At 65.5% G+C, this 19,697-nt stretch carries 15 protein-coding genes; 10 read left to right on the forward strand and 5 right to left on the reverse strand.

The window, feature by feature from the left end:
- Positions 1 to 132 precede the first annotated feature (132 nt).
- The 8 genes from ACFY9W_RS07370 (at position 133) to ACFY9W_RS07405 (ending at position 10,085) form a co-directional block, all read left to right on the forward strand.
- Positions 133 to 2,964 carry a molybdopterin cofactor-binding domain-containing protein gene (locus ACFY9W_RS07370; RefSeq protein ID WP_391127808.1) on the forward strand — a complete coding sequence of 944 codons (2,832 nt, stop codon included), beginning with the start codon at positions 133 to 135 and terminating at the stop codon, positions 2,962 to 2,964.
- Positions 2,957 to 3,493 (forward strand): 2Fe-2S iron-sulfur cluster-binding protein, encoded by a 537-nt coding sequence (locus tag ACFY9W_RS07375; protein ID WP_391127811.1) that lies wholly within the window; start codon positions 2,957 to 2,959, stop codon positions 3,491 to 3,493. Before ACFY9W_RS07370 ends, ACFY9W_RS07375 begins: the two co-directional genes overlap by 8 nt.
- A gap of 2 nt (positions 3,494 to 3,495) precedes the next feature.
- Positions 3,496 to 4,707 (forward strand): c-type cytochrome, encoded by a 1,212-nt coding sequence (locus ACFY9W_RS07380; RefSeq protein WP_391127814.1) that lies wholly within the window; start codon positions 3,496 to 3,498, stop codon positions 4,705 to 4,707.
- A 2-nt stretch (positions 4,708 to 4,709) separates the two neighbouring features.
- On the forward strand, positions 4,710 to 5,681 hold the full coding sequence (locus ACFY9W_RS07385) for an XdhC family protein (RefSeq protein WP_391127816.1): 972 nt from the start codon (positions 4,710 to 4,712) through the stop codon (positions 5,679 to 5,681).
- Entirely contained in the window at positions 5,678 to 6,247 is a 570-nt protein-coding gene (locus ACFY9W_RS07390) for an NTP transferase domain-containing protein (protein WP_391127819.1), read from the forward strand. The genes ACFY9W_RS07385 and ACFY9W_RS07390 overlap by 4 nt, the downstream gene beginning before the upstream one ends.
- A 229-nt stretch (positions 6,248 to 6,476) precedes the next feature.
- The gene (locus ACFY9W_RS07395) at positions 6,477 to 7,160 is read left to right on the forward strand and encodes a response regulator (protein ID WP_391127822.1); all 684 of its coding nucleotides are present in this window, start codon (positions 6,477 to 6,479) and stop codon (positions 7,158 to 7,160) included.
- The gene (locus tag ACFY9W_RS07400; protein WP_391127825.1) at positions 7,157 to 8,479 is read left to right on the forward strand and encodes an ATP-binding protein; all 1,323 of its coding nucleotides are present in this window, start codon (positions 7,157 to 7,159) and stop codon (positions 8,477 to 8,479) included. The genes ACFY9W_RS07395 and ACFY9W_RS07400 overlap by 4 nt, the downstream gene beginning before the upstream one ends.
- A gap of 214 nt (positions 8,480 to 8,693) precedes the next feature.
- The gene (locus ACFY9W_RS07405) at positions 8,694 to 10,085 is read left to right on the forward strand and encodes a diaminobutyrate--2-oxoglutarate transaminase (protein ID WP_391127828.1); all 1,392 of its coding nucleotides are present in this window, start codon (positions 8,694 to 8,696) and stop codon (positions 10,083 to 10,085) included.
- Positions 10,086 to 10,135: 50 nt separating this feature from the next.
- Here the strand turns inward: ACFY9W_RS07405 and ACFY9W_RS07410 are convergent, their stop codons facing one another.
- Together ACFY9W_RS07410 and ACFY9W_RS07415 are read right to left on the reverse strand one after the other, a co-directional pair.
- Positions 10,136 to 11,104, reverse strand: coding sequence for a siderophore-interacting protein (locus tag ACFY9W_RS07410; protein WP_391127831.1), 969 nt, complete (start codon positions 11,102 to 11,104; stop codon positions 10,136 to 10,138).
- Positions 11,105 to 11,176: 72 nt separating this feature from the next.
- The gene (locus tag ACFY9W_RS07415) at positions 11,177 to 12,298 is read right to left on the reverse strand and encodes a cupin-like domain-containing protein (RefSeq protein ID WP_391127833.1); all 1,122 of its coding nucleotides are present in this window, start codon (positions 12,296 to 12,298) and stop codon (positions 11,177 to 11,179) included.
- A 137-nt stretch (positions 12,299 to 12,435) separates the two neighbouring features.
- Between ACFY9W_RS07415 and ACFY9W_RS07420 the strand changes: the two genes are divergently transcribed.
- Positions 12,436 to 13,404 carry an alpha/beta hydrolase fold domain-containing protein gene (locus ACFY9W_RS07420; protein ID WP_391127835.1) on the forward strand — a complete coding sequence of 323 codons (969 nt, stop codon included), beginning with the start codon at positions 12,436 to 12,438 and terminating at the stop codon, positions 13,402 to 13,404.
- A 128-nt stretch (positions 13,405 to 13,532) separates the two neighbouring features.
- On the opposite strand, the gene ACFY9W_RS07425 is transcribed toward ACFY9W_RS07420, so the two are convergent.
- Positions 13,533 to 14,825: an aminotransferase class V-fold PLP-dependent enzyme gene (locus ACFY9W_RS07425; protein WP_391127838.1), complete on the reverse strand. Its 1,293-nt coding sequence runs from the start codon at positions 14,823 to 14,825 to the stop codon at positions 13,533 to 13,535.
- A 17-nt stretch (positions 14,826 to 14,842) separates the two neighbouring features.
- Positions 14,843 to 16,189: a membrane dipeptidase gene (locus tag ACFY9W_RS07430; protein ID WP_391127841.1), complete on the reverse strand. Its 1,347-nt coding sequence runs from the start codon at positions 16,187 to 16,189 to the stop codon at positions 14,843 to 14,845.
- A 187-nt stretch (positions 16,190 to 16,376) separates the two neighbouring features.
- On the opposite strand from ACFY9W_RS07430, the gene ACFY9W_RS07435 reads away from it, so the two are divergent.
- Positions 16,377 to 17,987 carry a PvdJ/PvdD/PvdP-like protein gene (locus ACFY9W_RS07435; RefSeq protein ID WP_391127844.1) on the forward strand — a complete coding sequence of 537 codons (1,611 nt, stop codon included), beginning with the start codon at positions 16,377 to 16,379 and terminating at the stop codon, positions 17,985 to 17,987.
- A 309-nt stretch (positions 17,988 to 18,296) separates the two neighbouring features.
- Here the strand turns inward: ACFY9W_RS07435 and ACFY9W_RS07440 are convergent, their stop codons facing one another.
- Complete coding sequence (locus ACFY9W_RS07440) at positions 18,297 to 19,694, reverse strand: efflux transporter outer membrane subunit (RefSeq protein ID WP_391127846.1); 1,398 nt, start codon at positions 19,692 to 19,694, stop codon at positions 18,297 to 18,299.
- Positions 19,695 to 19,697: the final 3 nt, after the last annotated feature.

Raw genomic sequence — 19,697 nt, forward strand, 5'->3', positions numbered from 1 at the left:
CACATTCCTGTTGTAAAGTTGACGCAGAAGTCAGTTTTTTCTGACTCGCGCGACAAGGTTCTCACCTTTCCGAGTCCCCCGCACAAGAATCAAAAAAGATGGGCAGCCCCCCTGCTGCCCAGAGGATCAAGCATGTCCAACCGTGATATTTCCCGGCGCGCCTTCCTGCAAGGCGGCCTGATCGCTGGTGTCGGCGTGACCATGGCGCCACTTGGCAGCCAGGCATTTGCCGCGCTGATGGAAGAACGCGTCACCACCTCGCCGCAGAAGTGGATGAACCATGACGGCAAGGCGCGCATACGTAACGATGCCTTGTCCAAGGTGTGCGGCGACAAGGTGTTCGCCCGCGACATCCGCGCCAAGGACATGCCCGGCTGGCCGGCGCAGCAGGGCCATGCGCTGTTGCTGAAGGCGACCAAGGCCGACCGCATTTATGCAGGCCATGACCTGAGCCTGCTCGGTACCGACTTGCAGCCCGACCGCATCGTCACTGCCGCCGACCTGGAAAAGGACGGTATCGCCTGGCCCGAGGCGCACTCGCCCGACCCGCTGCTGCCGCCCGGCAAGGTGCCGATGTTTATCGGCCACCCGGTCGCCATCCTCATCTGGCACGACTTCGAACGCTTCCGCCAGGCCAAGCGCAAGCTGCAGTTCAACGACAAGGCAATCCGCTACGGCGCCCAGGCGCCGCTGTACCAGCGCGACCCTTACGGCAGCTTCCGCTTTGTGCGCGTGGGCGGTGCCACGCCGTTTGATGACGATGAGTTCTCCAGCCTGAAGAATTCCATGCTGTTCCCCACCATTCTCAACCGCAAGCCGGTGTGGTCGAAGCAGCCCAACCAGCACGGCGACCTGACCGAGCAGGGGCTGTTCTACGCCAGGCGCATGGCCGAGCAACTGGACAACCCGCCCGAAGACTGGCTGGTGTTCGACGAGCGCTACAAGACGCCGTCCATCGAACCCGCCGCGCTGGAGCCGGACAACGGCAATGGCTGGTATGACCCGGCCAGCGGCACGCTGCATTTCGTGGTCGCCACCCAGTGCCCGTTCGAAGTGGCGCAGGAATGCGTGCACATGATCAAACCGTCGCGCTTCGCCCTGAACACGCTGAACATGCACCCGGGCTACACCGTGGGCTACGGCTCCAAAGACAACAATATCTTCGTCTTCTACGCCGCCGTGGCCGCGCTGTACGGCGCCGGTGTGCCGATCCGCCTGGCCAACGACCGCTACGAGCAGTTCCAGAGCGGCATCAAGCGCCATGCCTTCGATATCCGCTACCAGCTGGTCGTGGACAAGAAGGACAACAGCTTCAAGATTTTCCGCGCCGACATGAGCTGCGATGGCGGCGGGCGCATCAACTACAGCCCGTCGGTAGCTGCGGTGGGGGCTACTGCCGCGCAATCGATCTATTACATGCCGCAGAACGACTTGTCGGTTACCGCCTACTATTCGCGCGGTGTCGAAGCCGGCTCCATGCGCGGCTACGGCACCTTGCAAAGCATGGCGGCCACCGAAATGATGGTGGACGAGATTGCCGGGCGCCTGGGCGTCGATGCCATCGACCTGCGCCGCGCCAACGCGCTGAAGTCGGGCATGAAGAACACCCAGGGCGCGGTCCCGGCCGGCGCCCTGCGCTTGTACGAGATCCTCGACAAGGCTGCCGTGGATGACCGGTGGCGCAACCGCGAGGCACGCAAGCGGCAGATGGACGCGCAGGACCAGGACCACTGGTACGGCGTGGGCTTTGCGATCTGCCAGAAAGACTTTGGCACCGGCTCTGAAGCACCGATGGCCAGTGTGGAATTCAGCCGCGATGGCCGTATCAGCCTGCGCCACATCGGCACCGAGCTGGGCACCGGCATGTCCACCTCCCAGGCCCTGGTGGTCAGCGATTTCCTGGGCCGCCCGGCCGACGAAGTAAAAACCGCCGTGACCGAATGGCCAGAGCTGCAACTGAGTACCAGCGGTAACCCGTACCTCATCAGCCAGCCTGAACAGGACGCTGCGCTGCGCAACCCGCGTTGGGTCGGCAAGCTGGCATCGCCCTCGTCGGCGACCAACTCGGCGTTCTACTTCAGCCATGCCACCCGCGAAGCGGCGCGTGTGCTGTTCAACCACGGCCTGTGGCCGGCAGCCATGGCCATCTGGAGCCAGGGCCCGCATGGCGGCCAGGCCAACCCGCTGGTGGTGCGCCGGGAAAACGCGGTATGGGTCAACGGTGAGCTGACTGGCAACGGCTTGCAGCCGATCCCGTTCGCCCAGCTGGCACAGAAGGCCCACGACATGGGCCTGGTCACCGGCGCCAGTGTGCACGGTTTCAACCGCTGGAGCTGGGCCGAGGCCGACTTTGTCATCGACGGCGTACGCGAGCGCTTCCCGCTCGACGCCCTGGCAGTGAAGTACGGCGATGGCGCGGTGAACGCCAAGAAAGCGCAGATGAGCAGCCACGGCTACCAACTGCTCGACCGGCAGAACGCGGCCTACCCCGACACCCAGCTGAACAACGCCATGGTCACCTACTACAGCCCCGTCGCGACCATCGTTGAGGTCAAGGTCAACAAGGGTACCTTCGAGACGCAGGTGCTCAACCACCATAGCTGGATCGAGTGCGGCCGGGTGCTGGTGCCGGAGCTGGTCAAGGGCCAGCTCGAAGGCGGTATCGCCATGGGCATCGGCCACGCGCTGACCGAAGAAATGCCGCTGTACGAGGGCGGGCCCGGGGAGGGCGACTGGAACTTCAACCGCTACCGCCTGCCGCATGCGCGCGACGTGGCAGTGTGGAAGCAGACCAGCGAAATCCTCCCGCCGCTGTCACCGACCGACCCGTCCAAGGGCATTGCCGAAGTGGTGATGATCCCGATCGTCGGTGCCATCGGCAACGCCGTCGCGCATGCCATCGGCAAGCGCGTGCGCGATCTCCCCATCACCCCAGCCCGTATCAAGGAGGCCCTCAATGGCTAACCGCCCACTGCAACTGACCCTCAACGGTCAACCGGTCGGCCCGGTCGAGGTCCCCGATGACCTGGCAATGATCGACTACCTGCACGAACACCAGAACCTCACCGGCTCGCGCCTGGGCTGTGGCCAGGGCATCTGTCACGCCTGCGTGGTGATCGTTGACAACCCCGACGGCACCTGCGAGGAAGTGCGCACCTGCATCACGGGCGCCCACTACTTCGAGGGCAAGAAGGTCCGTACCATCGAAGGCCATGCCAGGCAGGACGAGAGCGGCAACCTGACGCTGAACCCGATCCAGCAGAAGTTCGTCGAGCTGTTCGCCTTCCAGTGCAGCTACTGTGCGCCGGGCTTCGTCAACGCCGCCACGGTGCTGGTGGAGACCGCCCAGCGCCAGCCGCTGAAGAACAGCGAGGTGCAGGACCGCATCGAGGCCAGCCTCGGTCACCACATCTGCCGCTGCACCGGTTACGTGCGTTACTACGATGCCACCCGCAAGGTGCTCAACGACCTCGGTCTGGTCAAGGAGGGTTGAGCATGGGTTTCGTACGTAACGCACTCGCGCTGGCACTGGGGCTGGCCGTCAGCTCGGTTGCCCTGGCGGCCGACGAGGCGCAGGTCAAGCGCGGTGAATACCTGGCCCGCGCGGCGGACTGCATGGCCTGCCACACGGCCGAAGGTGGCGCGCCGTATGCCGGCGGCCTGCCCATTCATTCGCCGTTCGGCACCATTTATGGCAGCAACATCACCCCGGACAAGCAGTACGGCATTGGCAACTACAGTGCCGATGAGTTCTTTGCTGCGGTCACCCAGGGCAAGCGCAAGGACGGCGCCAACCTTTACCCGGCGATGCCGTACACCTCGTACCACCTGATCAAGCGCGAGGATTCGGACGCGATCCTTGCCTACCTGATGACCATTCCACCGATCAACCGGCCGGCCCCGCAGACCGCACTGCGTTTCCCGTTCAACGTGCGCATGGGCCTGAGTGGCTGGAACATGCTTTACGGCAAGAGCGTGCAGCTGCAACCGGGCGAGGGTAAAAGCCCGGCCTGGCAGCGTGGGCAGTACATGGTCGAGGTGATGGGCCATTGCGGCGAGTGCCATACCCCGCGTAACCCGATTGGTGCGTTGCAGCAGGACCAGCGCCTGACCGGCGGCCTGCTCGGCGGTTACCTGGCGCCCAGCCTGCTGGCCCAGGACCTGGCCGAGCGCGGCTGGACCCAGCCGGACCTGACCACCTTCCTCAAGCATGGCATCAGCGCCCAGGGCAGCATGTTCAACGAGATGTTCCCGGTGGTGCATCACAGCACCCAACACCTGGAAGACGTCGACCTGGCGGCCATGGCCACCTACCTGCTGGGCGACCAGCCGCCCAAGGCCAAGGTGATCGAGGCGGTGCCGCTTGCGCAACTGACCGACAGCGCCAAGCACGGCCGCCAGCAGTACCTGAACGTCTGCGCCGGCTGCCATGGCGTCGACGGCGAGGGTAAGCCGCACATTGCCGTGGCCATGCAGGGCAACACCGTGCTGCGCCAGGCTGACTCGCGCAACCTGGTCAAGGTCATCCTCGAAGGCATCCGTGAACAGCAGTTCACCGGCTTCGAACGCATGCAGCCGATGCCAGGCTTTGCCGACAAGCTCGATGACCAACAGGTGACGGATATGGTCAACTACCTGCGCCAGGCCTGGGGTGGATTGCCCGGTGACCTGAACGTACAACAGCTCGCCGAGCTGAAGGCGGAGTAAACGTGCAGCATCTCGATCTACAGGTGATCCGCCAGGCCTTGCAGTGGTCGTGCAATGGCCAGCGGGTGTGGCTGTGTACGGTGCTCGCCACCTACGGCTCGGCGCCGCGTGCGCCAGGCTCGTTGCTGGCGGTCAATGCCAGCGGCCAGTGGCTGGGGTCGCTGTCGGGTGGTTGCGTTGAAGACGACTTCCTCGAACGCGTGGCCCTGGGGGAATTCCCCGAGCCGGTGGCCATTGTGCGGTATGGCGATGGCAGCGACGCGCGTTCAAGCATTCGCCTGCCGTGTGGCGGTGTACTGGAAGTGCTGGTGGAAAACCTGGCGGCCGAGTGCGAAGTGCAGGGGCATCTGCGTGAGCTGGAAAGCGCCTTGTCGGGCCAGCGCCGGGTGCTGCGCGAGGTGCGCTTGCCCGAGGGAACCCGCCAGCTGGCCGATGACCACAGCCAGGGGCCACGCGTCGAACGGGAAGGTGCCCGGGTGCGCCTGCGTGTCGGCGCCGCCCAGCGCCTGCTGCTGGCCGGTTACTCGAGTGTGGCGCATTTTTGTGCCGAGTTCGGCAAGGGGATGGGCTTTGAAGTCATCCTCTGTGAGCCGCGTGACGATGTGCTCGACGGCGTGCGGCTGGATGGCATCGAAGTGCGCCGCGAGCTGCCGTCGGAATTTATCGCCAATGGCGGTTGCCATGCCGATACGGCGGTGGTTGCATTGACCCATGATCCGAAAATCGATGACCTGGCCATGCTTGAAGCGGTGCGTACCGAAGCGTTCTACATTGGGGTGATGGGCTCGAAGGCCACCTCCGACAAGCGCCGCGAACGCTTGCAGCGCATTGGCGGCCTGGGCAGCGAGGAATTGGCGCGCATCCATGCGCCGATCGGCCTCAACCTGGGCAGCAAGACCCCGGCCGAAATTGCCCTGGCAGTGCTCGCCGATATCTTGCGCCTGCGCAACGGCATCGGGCGGGCTGCGCTGTGAGCGTGGTCGCGCTGGTGCTGGCGGCCGGGCGCGGCACGCGGTTCGGCGCTGACAAGCGCTTGGCGACCCTGGCTGACGGCCGCAGCATGCTGGCGCATAGCGTGGAGCGGGCGAGGGCGGTGTTCGACGATGTGCGCGTGGTGCTGCGTGAGGGGGAGCGGGGCGAGGATTTTGGTTTACCTGCCGGTTGCCGGGTCATCGTCAGCCCGGATGCGGCGCTGGGTATGGGGCACAGCCTGGCGGCCGGGGTCGGGTCGTTGGGCGACAGCCACGCGCAGGCGGTAGCGATATTGCTGGGTGATATGCCGTGGATCGAGTTGGCCACCTTGCGCCAGTTGGCCGAAGCCTCCAGCGCTTCGCGCATTGTGTTGCCGCGCCATGCCGGGCAGCAGGGGCACCCGGTGGTTTTCGGGCGCGATTTCTGGCCGGCACTGACGCTATTGGCCGGCGATGAAGGGGCGCGGGCGGTGGTGCGGGCGCAGCGGGATTGTTGTGTGGGGGTTGAGGTGGACGACGCAGGGGTACTGCTTGATGTAGACACTCCACAGGTACTGCACATGGCTTGAGGCCTGTGCGGTCGATGTGGGAGCGGCCTTGCGTCGCGAAAGGGGCGCAACGCGGCCCCAGCAATTTATGCTGCGAAGCAAAAAAGCCGGGGGCGCTACGCACCCCTTTCGCGACGCAAGGCCGCTCCCACCAGGGGCTGCGCTGGCCTGAAAACTTGCGAACGGTCCATAATCCCCCCTTAATCCCTGCATAGTGCAATGCCAGCCACACCACTCCGGGAGCTCCACCATGCACGTTCTTCTCTGCGAGGACGACGACCTGATCGCCGCCGGCATCTGCGCCGGCCTTACCGCACAGGGCCTGACCGTGGACCGGGTGGGCAACGCCGCCGCTGCTCGGGCGATGCTGCAGGCCGCGCAGTTCGACGTGATGATCCTCGACCTCGGCCTGCCCGACGAAGACGGCCTCAAGCTGCTGCGCCGCTTGCGCGAAAAAGGCGAAACCTTGCCGGTACTGGTGCTCACTGCCCGCGATGCGGTCACCGACCGCGTCGATGGCCTGCAGGCCGGCGCCGACGACTACCTGCTCAAACCGTTCGACCTGCGCGAACTGGCCGCACGCCTGCACACCCTGCTGCGCCGGGTGGCCGGGCGGGCGGTGAATGTGATCGAGCACGGGCCGCTGCGGTATGACCCCAGCAGCTGCGAGGCGACCCTGGCCGGGCAACCGGTCGACCTGTCGCGCCGCGAGCAGGCCTTGCTCCAGGCGCTGCTGCAAAACCCTGGGCGGGTGCTGTCCAGCGAACAACTGAAAGACTGCGTGTACGGCTTCAGCGACGAAGTCGAGAGCAACGCCCTGAACGTGCATATCCACCATCTGCGGCGCAAGCTGGGCAACGGTATCGTCGAGACCGTGCGTGGCCTGGGTTACCGGCTGGGCCCGGCCCAGGCACCGGAAGAGGCTGCATCGTGAGCCTGCGGGTACGCCTGAGCCTGATCCTGGGCAGCGCCTTCGTGATCATCTGGGTGCTGGCCGCTGCGTGGATGCTGCGCGACTTGCGCCAGCAGATGATGTTTTCCCTCGATCAGCGTCTGGTGGCGTCGGCGCGCATGGTCGCCGGGCTGATCGACCAGTTGCCGCAGCCACTGACTGCCAAGGGCGGCGAAGCACACTTTTCCGCCGACCAGTTCAGCGTGCCGGACGGCATGGCCTGCCAGGTCAGCTCGCTGCGTGGCGAAATCCTGGCCAGCAACCACAAGCACGATGGCGCCATGGACGATGAGCGCAGTGGCTTCCGGGACCAGACCATCGATGATGCGCTGTGGCGCACCTTCACCTATAACCATGGCGATGTACGCATCACCACTGCCGACCGGCACATGGAGCGCGAGGCGCTGAACCAGTCGATCCTGCTGGCGGCTTCGGCGCCGGTGCTGATGGCCCTGCTCGGCAGCCTGGGGCTGTTGTGGATCGGCCTGGGCAAGGGGCTGGAGCCGCTCAACCGTATGCGCGACGCCTTGCGCCGAAGGCGTGTGGACAGCGTCGAACCGTTGCAGGTGGCGGGCATGCCCAGCGAGCTGCAACCCTTGCTGGAAACCCAGAACCAGCTGTTCCTGCGTATTGCCCAGACCCTCGAGCGCGAGCGGCGCCTGACCGACGACGCGGCCCATGAACTGCGCAGCCCGCTGACGGCAATCAAGACCCACCTGCAAGTGGCGCGCATGACCGATGGTGCGGTGCGCGAGCAGGCGTTGGCGCATGCCGAGCAGGGTGCCGACCGCATGCACCGTACGCTGGAGCAGTTGCTGATGTTGGCGCGGGTGGAGGGCAGCCTGTCGTTCGACGATGGCGTGCAGTGCAGCGCCGAGCAGGTCGCCCGGCAGGCAGTGCAAGATGCCGGTGGGGGTGATAACCGCCGCATTGTCTTGCGTTTGCCTGAAGAGGCTACGCAGATTTACCTGGGTATGCCGGCACCGTTGGCGGTGGCAGCGCTGCGCAACCTGCTGGACAACGCCCTGCGCCATGGCGGCGATGAGGCGGTGGAGCTGGAAGTGCAGATGGCTGACGGGCAAGTGGGCTTCATGGTGCGCGACCATGGGCCGGGCATTGCCGAGGCAGACCTTGAGCATTTGACCGAGCGCTTCTGGCGTAATGGGCAGAGTGGTGGTTGTGGGTTGGGGCTGGCGATCGTGCAGGCGATTGTGCAGCGTTGTGCCGGTAGCCTGCGGTTTGACAGCCGTAGCGATGGGTTGCGAGTGCTGTTGCAAGTGCCGGCGCGCTCGGGGCATTGATCTCTGGCGCCTGTGCCGGCCCTTTCGCGGGCACGCCCGCTCCCACAGGTACTGCACGGGTTTCAAGATTTGTGCGGTCCCTGTGGGAGCGGGCGTGCCCGCGAAAGGGCCGGCACAGGTAAAGCAAAATCCTGCTACAACGGCTAAATCCTCCCCGCACTCAAGCGTTTTCAAAGCGACAACCGCTCATTCGCTTGCTTGCGAGGATTCACCCATGTCCACCGCTTCCAGCCTTGCCCAGCTCCCGCCGGCCAGCGTGCCGCAGCCACTCTACGAATTCACCGACTCCCCTCTGCTGCAACGCCAGCAGCAACAGGAGTCCAACGCCCGCAGCTATCCACGGCGCATTCCACTGGCGCTCAAGCGCGCCCGCGGCATCCATGTGGAAGATGTCGAAGGCCGGCAGTTCATCGATTGCCTGGCCGGCGCCGGCACGTTGGCGCTGGGCCATAACCACCCGGTGGTGGTCGAGGCGATCCAGCGGGTATTGGCAGATGAGCTGCCCCTGCACACCCTGGACCTGACCACGCCGGTCAAGGACCGCTTCGTTCAGGACCTGTTCGGCATCCTGCCCGAGGCTCTGCGCCGTGAGGCCAAGGTGCAGTTCTGCGGCCCGACCGGCACCGACGCGGTGGAGGCTGCGCTGAAGCTGGTACGCATGGCCACCGGCCGCAGTACCGTACTGGCCTTCCACGGCGCCTACCATGGCATGAGCCAGGGGGCGTTGAGCCTTATGGGCAGCCATGGGCCGAAGCAGCCACTGGGGGCATTGCTGAGTAGCGGTGTGCAGTTCATGCCGTACCCATACGACTACCGCTGCCCGTTCGGCCTGGGTGGCGAAGCCGGGGTCAAGGCCAACCTGCATTACCTGGAAAACCTGCTGCTCGACCCGGAAAGCGGTGTGCCGCTGCCGGCGGCGGTCATCCTGGAAGTGGTGCAGGGTGAGGGCGGGGTGGTTCCGGCCGATATCGAATGGCTCAAGGGTGTACGCCGGATCACCGAGCAGGCTGGTGTGGCGCTGATCGTCGACGAGATCCAGAGCGGTTTTGCCCGCACCGGGCGCATGTTCGCCTTTGAGCATGCCGGCATCGTGCCGGATGTGGTTACCTTGTCCAAAGCCATTGGCGGCAGCCTGCCGCTGGCGGTGGTGGTGTACCGCGACTGGCTGGATACCTGGAAGCCGGGCGCCCACGCTGGCACGTTCCGTGGCAACCAGATGGCCATGGCGGCCGGCTCGGCGGTAATCAATTACCTGGTGGAACACCGTTTGGCCGAGCATGCCGAGGCCATGGGGCTGCGCTTGCGCAAGCACCTGTTGCAGCTGCAGCGCGATTACCCGCAACTGGGCGATGTGCGCGGGCGCGGGTTGATGCTTGGGGTGGAGCTGGTGGATCCGCAGGGCAAGCGGGATGCATTGGGCCACCCGGTTGCCAACCGAGAGCTGGCGGCCAAGGTGCAGCGTGAATGCCTGAAGCGCGGGTTGATTCTGGAACTGGGTGGGCGGCATGGCGCCGTGGTGCGCTTCCTGCCGCCGCTGATCATCAGCGGCGAGCAGATCGATGACGTGGCGCAGCGCTTTGCCGAGGCCTTCATCGCAGCAGTCTGACCGACCGCCGGGGCCGCTGTGCGGCCCCTGTGGGAGCGGGGCCTGCCAAATCAGTCGAATGTGCGCCCGGCCCGCCAATACCCCATCAAGGTCAGGCAATCCCGCTGCAACCCGCGCTCCTTGATCAGATACCGGCGAATATCCATCACCGTCGCCGATTCCCCCGCCACCCAGGCATGAAACGTACTGCTGGCGCTGCTGGCCTGTTCCCACAAGATCCGCTTGTCGATATCCACGTCTTCCAGCTTCGCCCTTGGCGCGGCAGCACCCTGTGGCAGGCTGGCCAGTTCACGCACGGCATGCTGCATGGCGTGGCCATGTTCGCATTGCAGCACGTCGCGCGGCAGCCAGTGCAACTGGGTGGCAGGGCCGTGGTGCAGGTGCAGGCAGTCGGCCTCCAGGGGCACTTCGATGAACGCCTGTACAGCCAGGCCGGTTTGGTTGTCAGCCAGTTGCTCAAGAATGCCAGCGATGGCCGGCAGCGCCGTCTCGTCGCCAACCAGCAGCACATTGTGCACCCCCTGTGGCGGTTTCCATTCGTATCCGCCGGGGTCGCCTTCATAGGCCAGGTTGGGCGCGACCATCTGCAAGCCGTCACCCACCTGCGCATGGGTAGCCCAGGCCGAGGCCGGGCCGTTCACGCCATGCAGCACGAAGTCGACATCCACCTCCATGGCCTCGCGGCGCAGGGCGCGAATGGTGTAGGTGCGCATCGGCGGGCGCCGGGCGGGGGGCAATGCGCTGTGCGCGGCCTTCCAGTGCAAGTCGTTGGTCAGGTTGGGCAATGAGCCGTCAGGGGCGGGGAACAGCAGCTTGACGCGCTGGTCTGGCGCCAGCGTGGTCATTTCGGTGACATCCGGGCCGGTGAACACCAGGCGTGTCAGCGATGGGCTGAGTTGAATGCGTCGGGCGAGCACCAGGTCGAAGATGCGGTAGGCGCCGGTGGCTGGCGTGCGGCCGTTGATCAGGCGGCGCAGGCCTTGCTGCAGCGCTTGGGTGATGCTGGCGGAGCTGGACATGCGGGAGCCTCTTGCTGGCGGTTTTCTCTAGGGACGAGCCGCCAGCACTGCAAATTAGCCCCACATTAGCCGTTACCAGCCGCGCCCCGAGTTCACCCAGAAGTTAACCGACAGCGAGGTGGATACCGACTCCACCTGGTGGAACCAGCCTTCAGGCAGGAACAGCAGGTCACCGGCCTGCAGCACCACGCGCAGGAACGGCACGTCGCGTGCCGCCGGGAAACGCTGGTAATCCGGGGCGTCGGGGTTGAAGTCGCAGCCGTCCAGGCCGCCTTTGGGGCTGGTCGACCAGGTGCCCACGGCCGGGCGATGGTGCGGGGCGGCGAGGATGAACGACTTTTGCCCCCAGACCTGGGCAAACAGGTTGTCGGTGTCGTCACGGTGCAGGGGTGTCAATGTGCCCTTGGGGCCTATCCAGATGCGCGGTGCGATGAATTTTTCGCGCGCGAAGTACTGCGGGTAGCGGATCAGCGTCAGCAGCTTTTCCGGCACGATGTTGTTGCCCATGTAGGCCGGGGTTTCACCCGGTTTGGCCGGGGTATCCAGCGAGGCGATGAACTCGGCCATGGAGGTGGAGCGGAAATCGCGGTCGGTGGAGAAGGTCTTCTTCACGTAGTCGCCGTGTCGGGTGATGCCCTGCAGCTCGGCGAAATGTTGCAGGGAGGCTTCGCGGCCCATGGTGAACAGCGGCCAGTCCTGCAGGGCATCGCTGATGACCACCGGGGTGCCATGCACCAGGTACTCGCTCTGGAAGCGTGCCAGCGGCATGTCGCTGCGGGCAATGCGTGCCACCTCGCGCTGCACCGGTAGTGCGGCCGATACCCGTTCGCTGAAGCGTGCCGGAGTGGGGTAGCGCTGGTTCATCGATGCCTTGGCAACCGGTGTACCGCGGCGGGCATTGCTGATGATTTGCGGCAGCAGGGTGGCCAGGCCCATGTTGCCGGTGATTTTCAGGCGTGCGCTGGCGAACAGTTCCTCCACGTTGGCGGTGCCGCCCATGATGCCGAGGAAGTCGCGCTCGGCCACCTCGATGGTGACGTCCGGCGCGCTGTGGCGGCCGGCGCCGGTGCGGCTGCTGTCGCGCACCTCCGACCAGAAGGCCCGGTCGTGGCCGAATACGAACTGGAATACGCCTTCGATGCCGACGGCATGGGCGTTGGCGAACAGTTTGCTGAGGATGCTCTGAAGGTCCACGGTGTGCCTCTGGCGGTCTTTCGTTGTACAGGGATAACGAGCGCCTGCGCCAAGGATTTAGCCGTTCGGACGGGTAATTTTCCGGCGTGCTGCTACGTCCCGTAGGGATGCTCACATTGTTGACTCAAGGAACCCCTATGGCACTGCACCCTGATCTGGCGGCATTTCTGGAACTGGTCGAATTTGGCCGGCTGACGGGCAGGAGCCTGCCCATGCACGCGATGGACGTGGCCCAGGCCCGGGCCGAGTTCGCCGGCAGCTCGCAAGTGCTCGACCCGAGCCCGCCGGGCGACGTGCAGGTCAGTGAGCTGCACATCACTGTGCGTGACGGGGCCAGCCTGGCGGCCCGCTTGTACCGCCAGGGCGATGCGGGCGATGCCTTGCAGCCGGTGATCTTCTACCTGCATGGCGGCGGCTACGTGGTTGGCAGCCTCGATTCGCACGATTCGGTGTGCCGCCGCCTGGCGGCCCTGGGCGAGTTTGCGGTGCTGGCGGCAGACTACCGGCTGGCGCCGGAGCAGCAGTTCCCGGTGGCCCTGCATGACGTGCTGGACGCCGCTAACTGGCTGGCGGAGCAGGCGGCGGCGCTGGGGCTGGATAACCGGCGCGTGGTGTTGGCGGGGGACAGCGTAGGTGCAAGCCTGGCGGCGGTACTGGCCATTACCGCTGTCGAGCAGCCTGAAGCGCTGGCGTTCAAGCCGCTGGCGCAGTTGCTGTTCTATCCGGTCACGGATATTTCCTGCCAACGGGGCTCGCACCGCGAGCATGCCGAGGGCTACCTGCTGGAGACGCCAACCCTGGAGTGGTTCTACCAGCACTATGCGCCGCAGCCGGAGCAGCGCCTGGACTGGCGTGTGTCACCCCTGCTGTCGACGGTGCGCACACCCCTGGCGCCGGCGTACCTGTTCGTGGCCGAGTATGACCCGTTACATGATGAAGGCATTGCCTACCGTGACTGGTTGCTGGCGGGCGGGACGGCGGTGACCTTTGCCCGGGTGGAGGGGTTGACCCATGACTTCCTGCGCATGTCGGGGATTGTGGGGCAGGTGGAGGGGATTTACCGGGATGTCGGGGAGTGGTTGCAGCGGGTAGCTGGCCAGTCTTGACTTGATATTGCCGGGGGCGCTTTGCGCCCCTATCGCGACACAAGGCCGCTCCCACAAAGACCTGTATGCCGCTGATCAATGTGGGAGCGGCCTTGCGTCGCGATGGGCCGCAAAGCGGCCCCAGGTGATCACCCTCGAACGCGCTTCTTCAGCACGTCCACCAGCCGCTCGATCTCTGCCTCGGTATTCAGCAGCCCGGGCGCCGTACGCACCACCGGCCCGGCATCGCGCGACACCGCATCTACCACGATACGCTGGCTGTTGAGGTATTTGGCCACCTCATCGGCATCCTGCCCCTTGACCCGGAAGAAGCTGAACCCCGCCGAATAGCGGGCGCTGCGTGGCGTCACCAGTTCGATGCCCGGCAGTGCTTCAAGCCGCTGCTTGAGCAAGTCGTTCAGCCCATGAATGCGCGCCTGTACCGCCGCCTTGCCCAGTTGCAAGTGCAACTCGAACGCCTTGCCCAGCGCCCAGCGGTGCTCGAACGCATGGTAGCCACCGGGTGTCATCACCGTAGCGAAATCCTCGTTCTCGGAGAACGTGGCGATGGTCGGGGTCAGCTGCTTCAGCTCTGTAGACGCTGCGCAAATGATTCCAGTACCCCGAGGCCCGAACATCCACTTGTGCGTGCCGGCGATGAAGTAATCGCAGTTGAAGTCGGCAAAGCGAACATCTTCAACGCCAAAACCATGCACGCCGTCGATCACATAGATGATCTGGTCCTGCTCGTCACGTTGGCGATTGGCCTCGCGCACAAGCTTGCCGATCTCGCCCACAGGCAGCTTCACGCCGCTGCCCGAGTGCACCCAGGTCATGCCCAGCACCCGGGTTTTCGGCCTGATGGCGGCTGAAATGGTAGTCAGCACCTGGTCGGTGCTGACCTTGGCGGGGTCCTCGAACAGGCGCAGGCGCCTTACCGGTGTGCCGTCGCGCGTGGTCCGAAAACCCATGGTATGGCGTGCTGCCGAGTGCTCGTGGACGGTTGTGAGAATTTCCTGCCCCGGCGCGATTTTCAACCCGGCATAGATCAGCCCCAGGCCCTCGGTGGTGCTGCCGGTGAGGGCGATCTGCCGTGGCGTCACTTCGAGGTAACGTGCAGCCCATTCGCGCACAGCCGCTTCGTGCTTCCATTCCGACTGGCTGTCCCAGTCGACCATGCGTGCCGGCTGTCGGTCGAACTGGCCGCGCAGGGCCTCGATGGCTTCGCGCACGGGCCTGGGGTGCGAGGTAATCAGGAAGTTGGCGAAGTGCGCATAGGCAGGGTCCAGCTCGAACAGGCCGCGAAACGCAGCCCAGTTATCTGCACTGGCGGGTTGCGCTGCTGCGGCATGGGCGGCAGGTAGCAGCGGGCCGGGGCCGGTCAGGGGCAGGGCGGCCGCCAGCAGGCCGGCCTGCTTGAGAAAGGTACGACGATGGTTCATCAAGGTGCTCGACAGGGTCAGTGGGACGAAGTGGCAACAGGCTGCGCGGCGCGCTGCACGTGCTCCCACACCCGCAGGAAGTTGCCGCCCCAGAGCTTGGCGATATCCGCTTCGGAGTAGCCGCGGCTGATCAGCTCGGCGGTGACGTTGCGGGCCTGGCTGGCGTCCTGCCAGCCGTCGATGCCGCCGCCTTCGTTGAAGTCCGAGCTCAGGCCGACATGGTCGATGCCCACCTTGCGCACGGTGTAGTCGATGGCATCGCCGTAGTCCTTCAGCGTGGCTGGCGGCTCTTCGTCGAGAATGCCGTACAGCTCGTTGGCGTACTGGCCAACCTTCTGCTCGGGCCAGCCGGCGATCACCGGGTCGCCGGGCATCAGTGCGTAATTGAGGTTGGCCAGCGGCGGCAAGTCGTAGCGGGCACGCAGGGCGTTGAGTTTGTCCTGGGTCTTGCTGGTCAGCGGCTTGAGGTAGGTGGAGAAGGCCACCAGCTGGATCACCCCGCCGCTGTCCTTGATCAGTTGCAGCTCCTTGTCGGAGAGGTTGCGGTTGATGTCGACCATGGCCCGTGGCGCCGAGTGCGACGCCACCAAAGGCGCGCGGCTGAGGGCGGCCACCTGGGCCAGCGCCTTGCTCGACATCTGCGACACGTCGATGATCACGCCCAGGTCATTCAGCCGTTGCACCGCGCGCTTGCCGGTTGCCGACAGGCCATCCAGCGCATCGACGGTGTCATTGAAGAACGGCAGTGGGCGTGAGGAGTCGGCCCAGCTGTTGTTGCCCACATAGCTGAAACCGAACATGCGCACGCCGCGTGCGGCCCAGCGGTCGAGCTGGTCGATATCATCGCCTAGCGCATAGGCGTTGAGCATGCTGAGGAATACCGCGAACTTGCCTTCGCCATGCAGGCGCCGCATGTCCTGCGGGGTATAGGCAATGCCGACCTGTTGCGGGAAATCGCGGACCATGGCGGTGATGGCGTTGAAGCGCACTTCCTGGGTGTGGCGAGCGGCTTCGACAAAGCCTGGGGTAGGGCGGTGCGGGCCATCGTTGCCGGTCCAGGATTCTGGCCAGGCGAAGATGGTCAGGGCGGCGCTCGACAGGCGCCCGTGGGCCGCCTTGGCCAGGTCGAAGCGGCCACCGCCGTCCTTGTCGGCTTCGCTGCCTTCAGTGCCAAACGTCAGCGGCAGGGTGATGTGGCTGTCAAACGAGATGATGCGTTCCTGCAGGTCGTTGGCCTGGCGGGTCACCTCGCGGGAATAGCCGGCAGGTGTGGCCAGGTAATACCAGGCGGCAAACCCGGCGCCGGCGGCAACAGCCGTGGCCAGGCTGATAAACAGGGCTTTCTTCCAGCGTGGAGTCGTCATCTTGGTCTCAGTAGGTTCACCGTCGAGGGATGGGCACAGAGGCCGCCGCTACCTGCAGTGAACGAGCTCGCAGCCAGAAAATTTAGCCCGCCACGGAGCCCGCCCGAGCTTAAATTTTGTCGGCCGTGCAACGTTCTAGCCTTGGACGGGCCGTGCTCCATGGCCGCAATGAATGCACAGGTATGCAATGACGATTTCCCGACGCGGTTTCATCGCCGGTGTGGCATTGACGGGTGTGGTGGTACCTGGCGCGCTGGGTGCGCTGTATGTGCAGCGCCAGCGCGAGGCCGAGGCATTTCCCGAAACGCCGGGCGAGGCCGTGGTCGAGCTGGCCGATACCCGGTTGCAGCAGTTGGGTGACACCTTGCGCGGCATCTGGCGCTGGACTCTGCAGGGCAAGGATGCGGGGCTGGAAGGCCTGCCGGCAGGCGAGCTGGAACTGTTTCTCGACGTTGCCGCCAGCGGACGAGCCCTGCGCGGCTACCTGGATACCCCCGAGCGCCTGCGCGCAGACGAGGAGCCACGCTACCGTGTGGTGGGCGACCTGCTGGCGGACAAGCCCGGCACGTTGCGCTGGCGCCTGTTTTCGGCCCAGGCGCGTTACGAGTGCCATATCGTGCTGGATGAGGTCTGGGGCCGCTTCGGCAATGCCGGGCCGGCCACCCTCAACGGGCGTATTGCGCGCATGGACCGTGCCTTGACGCTGCCCATCGAGGACAACCACTTCCTGGCGTTGAAGCGCACGTTCCCCGAGGCGCGCGAGCGTACCCCGCTGAACCCGCAACTGCTGGCCTGGCTGATCGCTCCCGAGCATCGCCTGTTCCACCAGCTGTGGCATTCGTCGCGTGACAAGTGGCACAAGCTGGACAAGGACAAGCAGGGCGCCCTGCGTGGCCTGGGTTGGCAGCCGGGGCCGCGAGACCGCGAGCGCGATGCCCGTGGCCGGCACAAGGACCGCAACGGCTCGGGCGAGGACTTCTTCTTCATGCACCGGCACATGCTTGGCAGTGCCCGCGCCCTGCAGGACTTGCCTTCATGGCCGCGGTTCCCGTTGCCGCAGCCGGAGCTGGAGCGTGACCGTGCGGGTTTTGCCCGCTACTTCGACAACCATGACGGCAATGCCCTGCCGCCTACCTGGCTGGCCAGCGGTGACGCGGACTACACCCAGTGGGTGCGCGACATCAAGACGCCAGATACCTTCCATGGCAACTTCCAGGTCTGGGAATCACGCTACAGCGACCCGGAGTACCTGAGCACCCTGACCTTGGGCCAGTTCGGCTCGGAGGTTGAGCTGGGCCTGCATGACTGGCTGCACATGCGTTGGGCATCGGTGCCACGCGACCCGTCCAACGGCATGCCGGTGCCAACGGCACGCACGCCGGACGACTTTGCCGAGCGCTGGTTCGCAGCGGATAACGATTTCCTCGGCGACCCGTTTTCTTCCCATGTGAACCCGGTGTTCTGGCACTTTCATGGCTGGATCGATGACCGCATCGAAGACTGGTTCCGTGCCCATGAGCGGCTGCACCCGGGCGAGGTGCGGCGCCTGGAGGTCAATGGCGTGCAGTGGTTTGCGCCTGGGCGCTGGGTCGAGGTGGCAGACCCGTGGCTGGGGCCGGACACCCACGGTTGCTCGACTGTGCCGGGGTTGCGGCCCGGGCGCAGCGTAGAGATGGACCCGGAGACCATGAAGCTGGCATTGCGCATCATCTACAGCGATGAAGACCTGTTCGACAAGTTGCAGCCCAAGGTGCCGCAGCGGCCGTGGTACGCGCGCAACCTTAAAGTGCGCAGGTAATCGTTGCCTGTCCTGGCCCTATCGCCGGCAAGCCAGCTCATAGAACAGCACATCACTTACTGATTTAGCAGGGACCCTGTGGGAGCGGGCAAGCCCGCGAACACCGGCGCAGCCGGTGCCATGCACCGCGCTGGACTCTTCGCGGGCACGCCCGCTCCCACAGGGTACGTGGTGGGCCAGGCATCAGTCTTCTGCGCGACAGCGCAGCCAATGGGCAGGGTAATCTTCCACAGGTAGAGCCTCGGCCTCAAGGCTTGTACTGTACCTGTGGGAGCTGGCTTGCCGGCGATAGGGCCAGGACTGGTGACCCTACTGCTCGAGCTGCCACCCCCCACCCAATGCCTTGTACAACGCCACACTACCCTGCAGCCGGGCCAGGCGCAGCTGCGCCTGTTGGTCCTGTGCCACATACAAGGTGCGCTGGGTTTCCAGCACGCTCAGCAAGGTCTCGGCCCCCGCGCCATAGCGCTGCTGGGCCAGGTCAAACGCCAGCCGTGCCTGCTGCACTTCTTCATCCTGCCACTGTCGCTGGCGGTCTACACCCTGGATCGCATTCAGCGCTTTCTCGACATCGGCAAAGCCGGCCAGGATGCTGCTGCGGTAGGTTTCCAGCAATTCCGCCTGCTCGGCTTCGGCCAGTTCACGTGCGGCGCGTAGCCGGCCGTTGTTGAAGATCGGCGCAACCAGCCCGCTGGTAAGGGTGTAGTAAGAACTGTCGAACACGTGGGCAAACGTGTTTGCACCTGCGCCCAGGCTGGCCCCCAGGGTCAGCTTGGGCAGCATGGCGGCGCGGGCAACCTGCACGTTGGCGCTGGCGGCGGCCAGCCGGGCTTCTGCGGCGGCAATATCCGGGCGGCGGGCGAGCAGTTCGCTCGGTACGCCGCTGCCAATCGCGGGCCACTGCAAGGTATTGATCGCCTCCTGGCTGGCGGGCAGTGACTGCACCGGGTCACCCAGCAGGGTCGCCAGGGTGACCCGGCTGTCCTGCCACTTCTGTTCCAGCAACGGCAACTGGCGTTGCTGGGTGGCCACCAGGCTGCGCTGTTGGGCCAGTTCCAGGCGTGTGGCCGAGCCGTTGCGTTGGCGCGCCTCGACCAGGCCCAGCACGTCCTGGGCATTGCGCAGGTTCAGGCGGGCGATACGCAGCTGTTCTTCCAGGGCCAGGCCTTGCAGGTAGCTGTCGGCTACCGCACTGACGAGGGTCAGCTCTACGGTCTGGCGGTCGAAGCGGCTGGCATCCAGGCTGCGCAAGGCGTTGTCGCGGGTGGCGCGCAGGCCGCCCCAGAAGTCGATCTCGTAACTGGCGCTTAGCTGCGCGTCGAACGAGGTGCTGGTGGGTTCGTTGCGGCTGACGTCGAGCTGGTCGTTGCCGTCGCCGTGCAGCAGGCGCTGGCGGCTGCCATTCAGGCCCAGTTGCAGTTCTGGCAGCAAGGGCGCGCCGGCAATGACCGCTCGGGCCTGGGCCTGGCGTACCCGCGCCGTGGCGGCGGCCAGGTCGTGGGCGTTGTGCATGGCATGCTGCACCAGACGGTCCAGTTCATGGCTGGCAAACGCCTGCCACCACTGCGCTGATGGCGGGGTTGCCGCTGGGGCTGCGCCTTGCCAGGTAGCCGGGGCGACGATGCCGCTGGTGGGTGTGGGTGGCGTGCTGCAGGCGGCAAGGCTTACACACAAGGACAACAGGCAGATACGGCTAGGCAGTGTCATGGG

The sequence above is a fragment of the Pseudomonas sp. NPDC008258 genome, from assembly GCF_042956345.1.
Lineage (GTDB): Bacteria > Pseudomonadota > Gammaproteobacteria > Pseudomonadales > Pseudomonadaceae > Aquipseudomonas.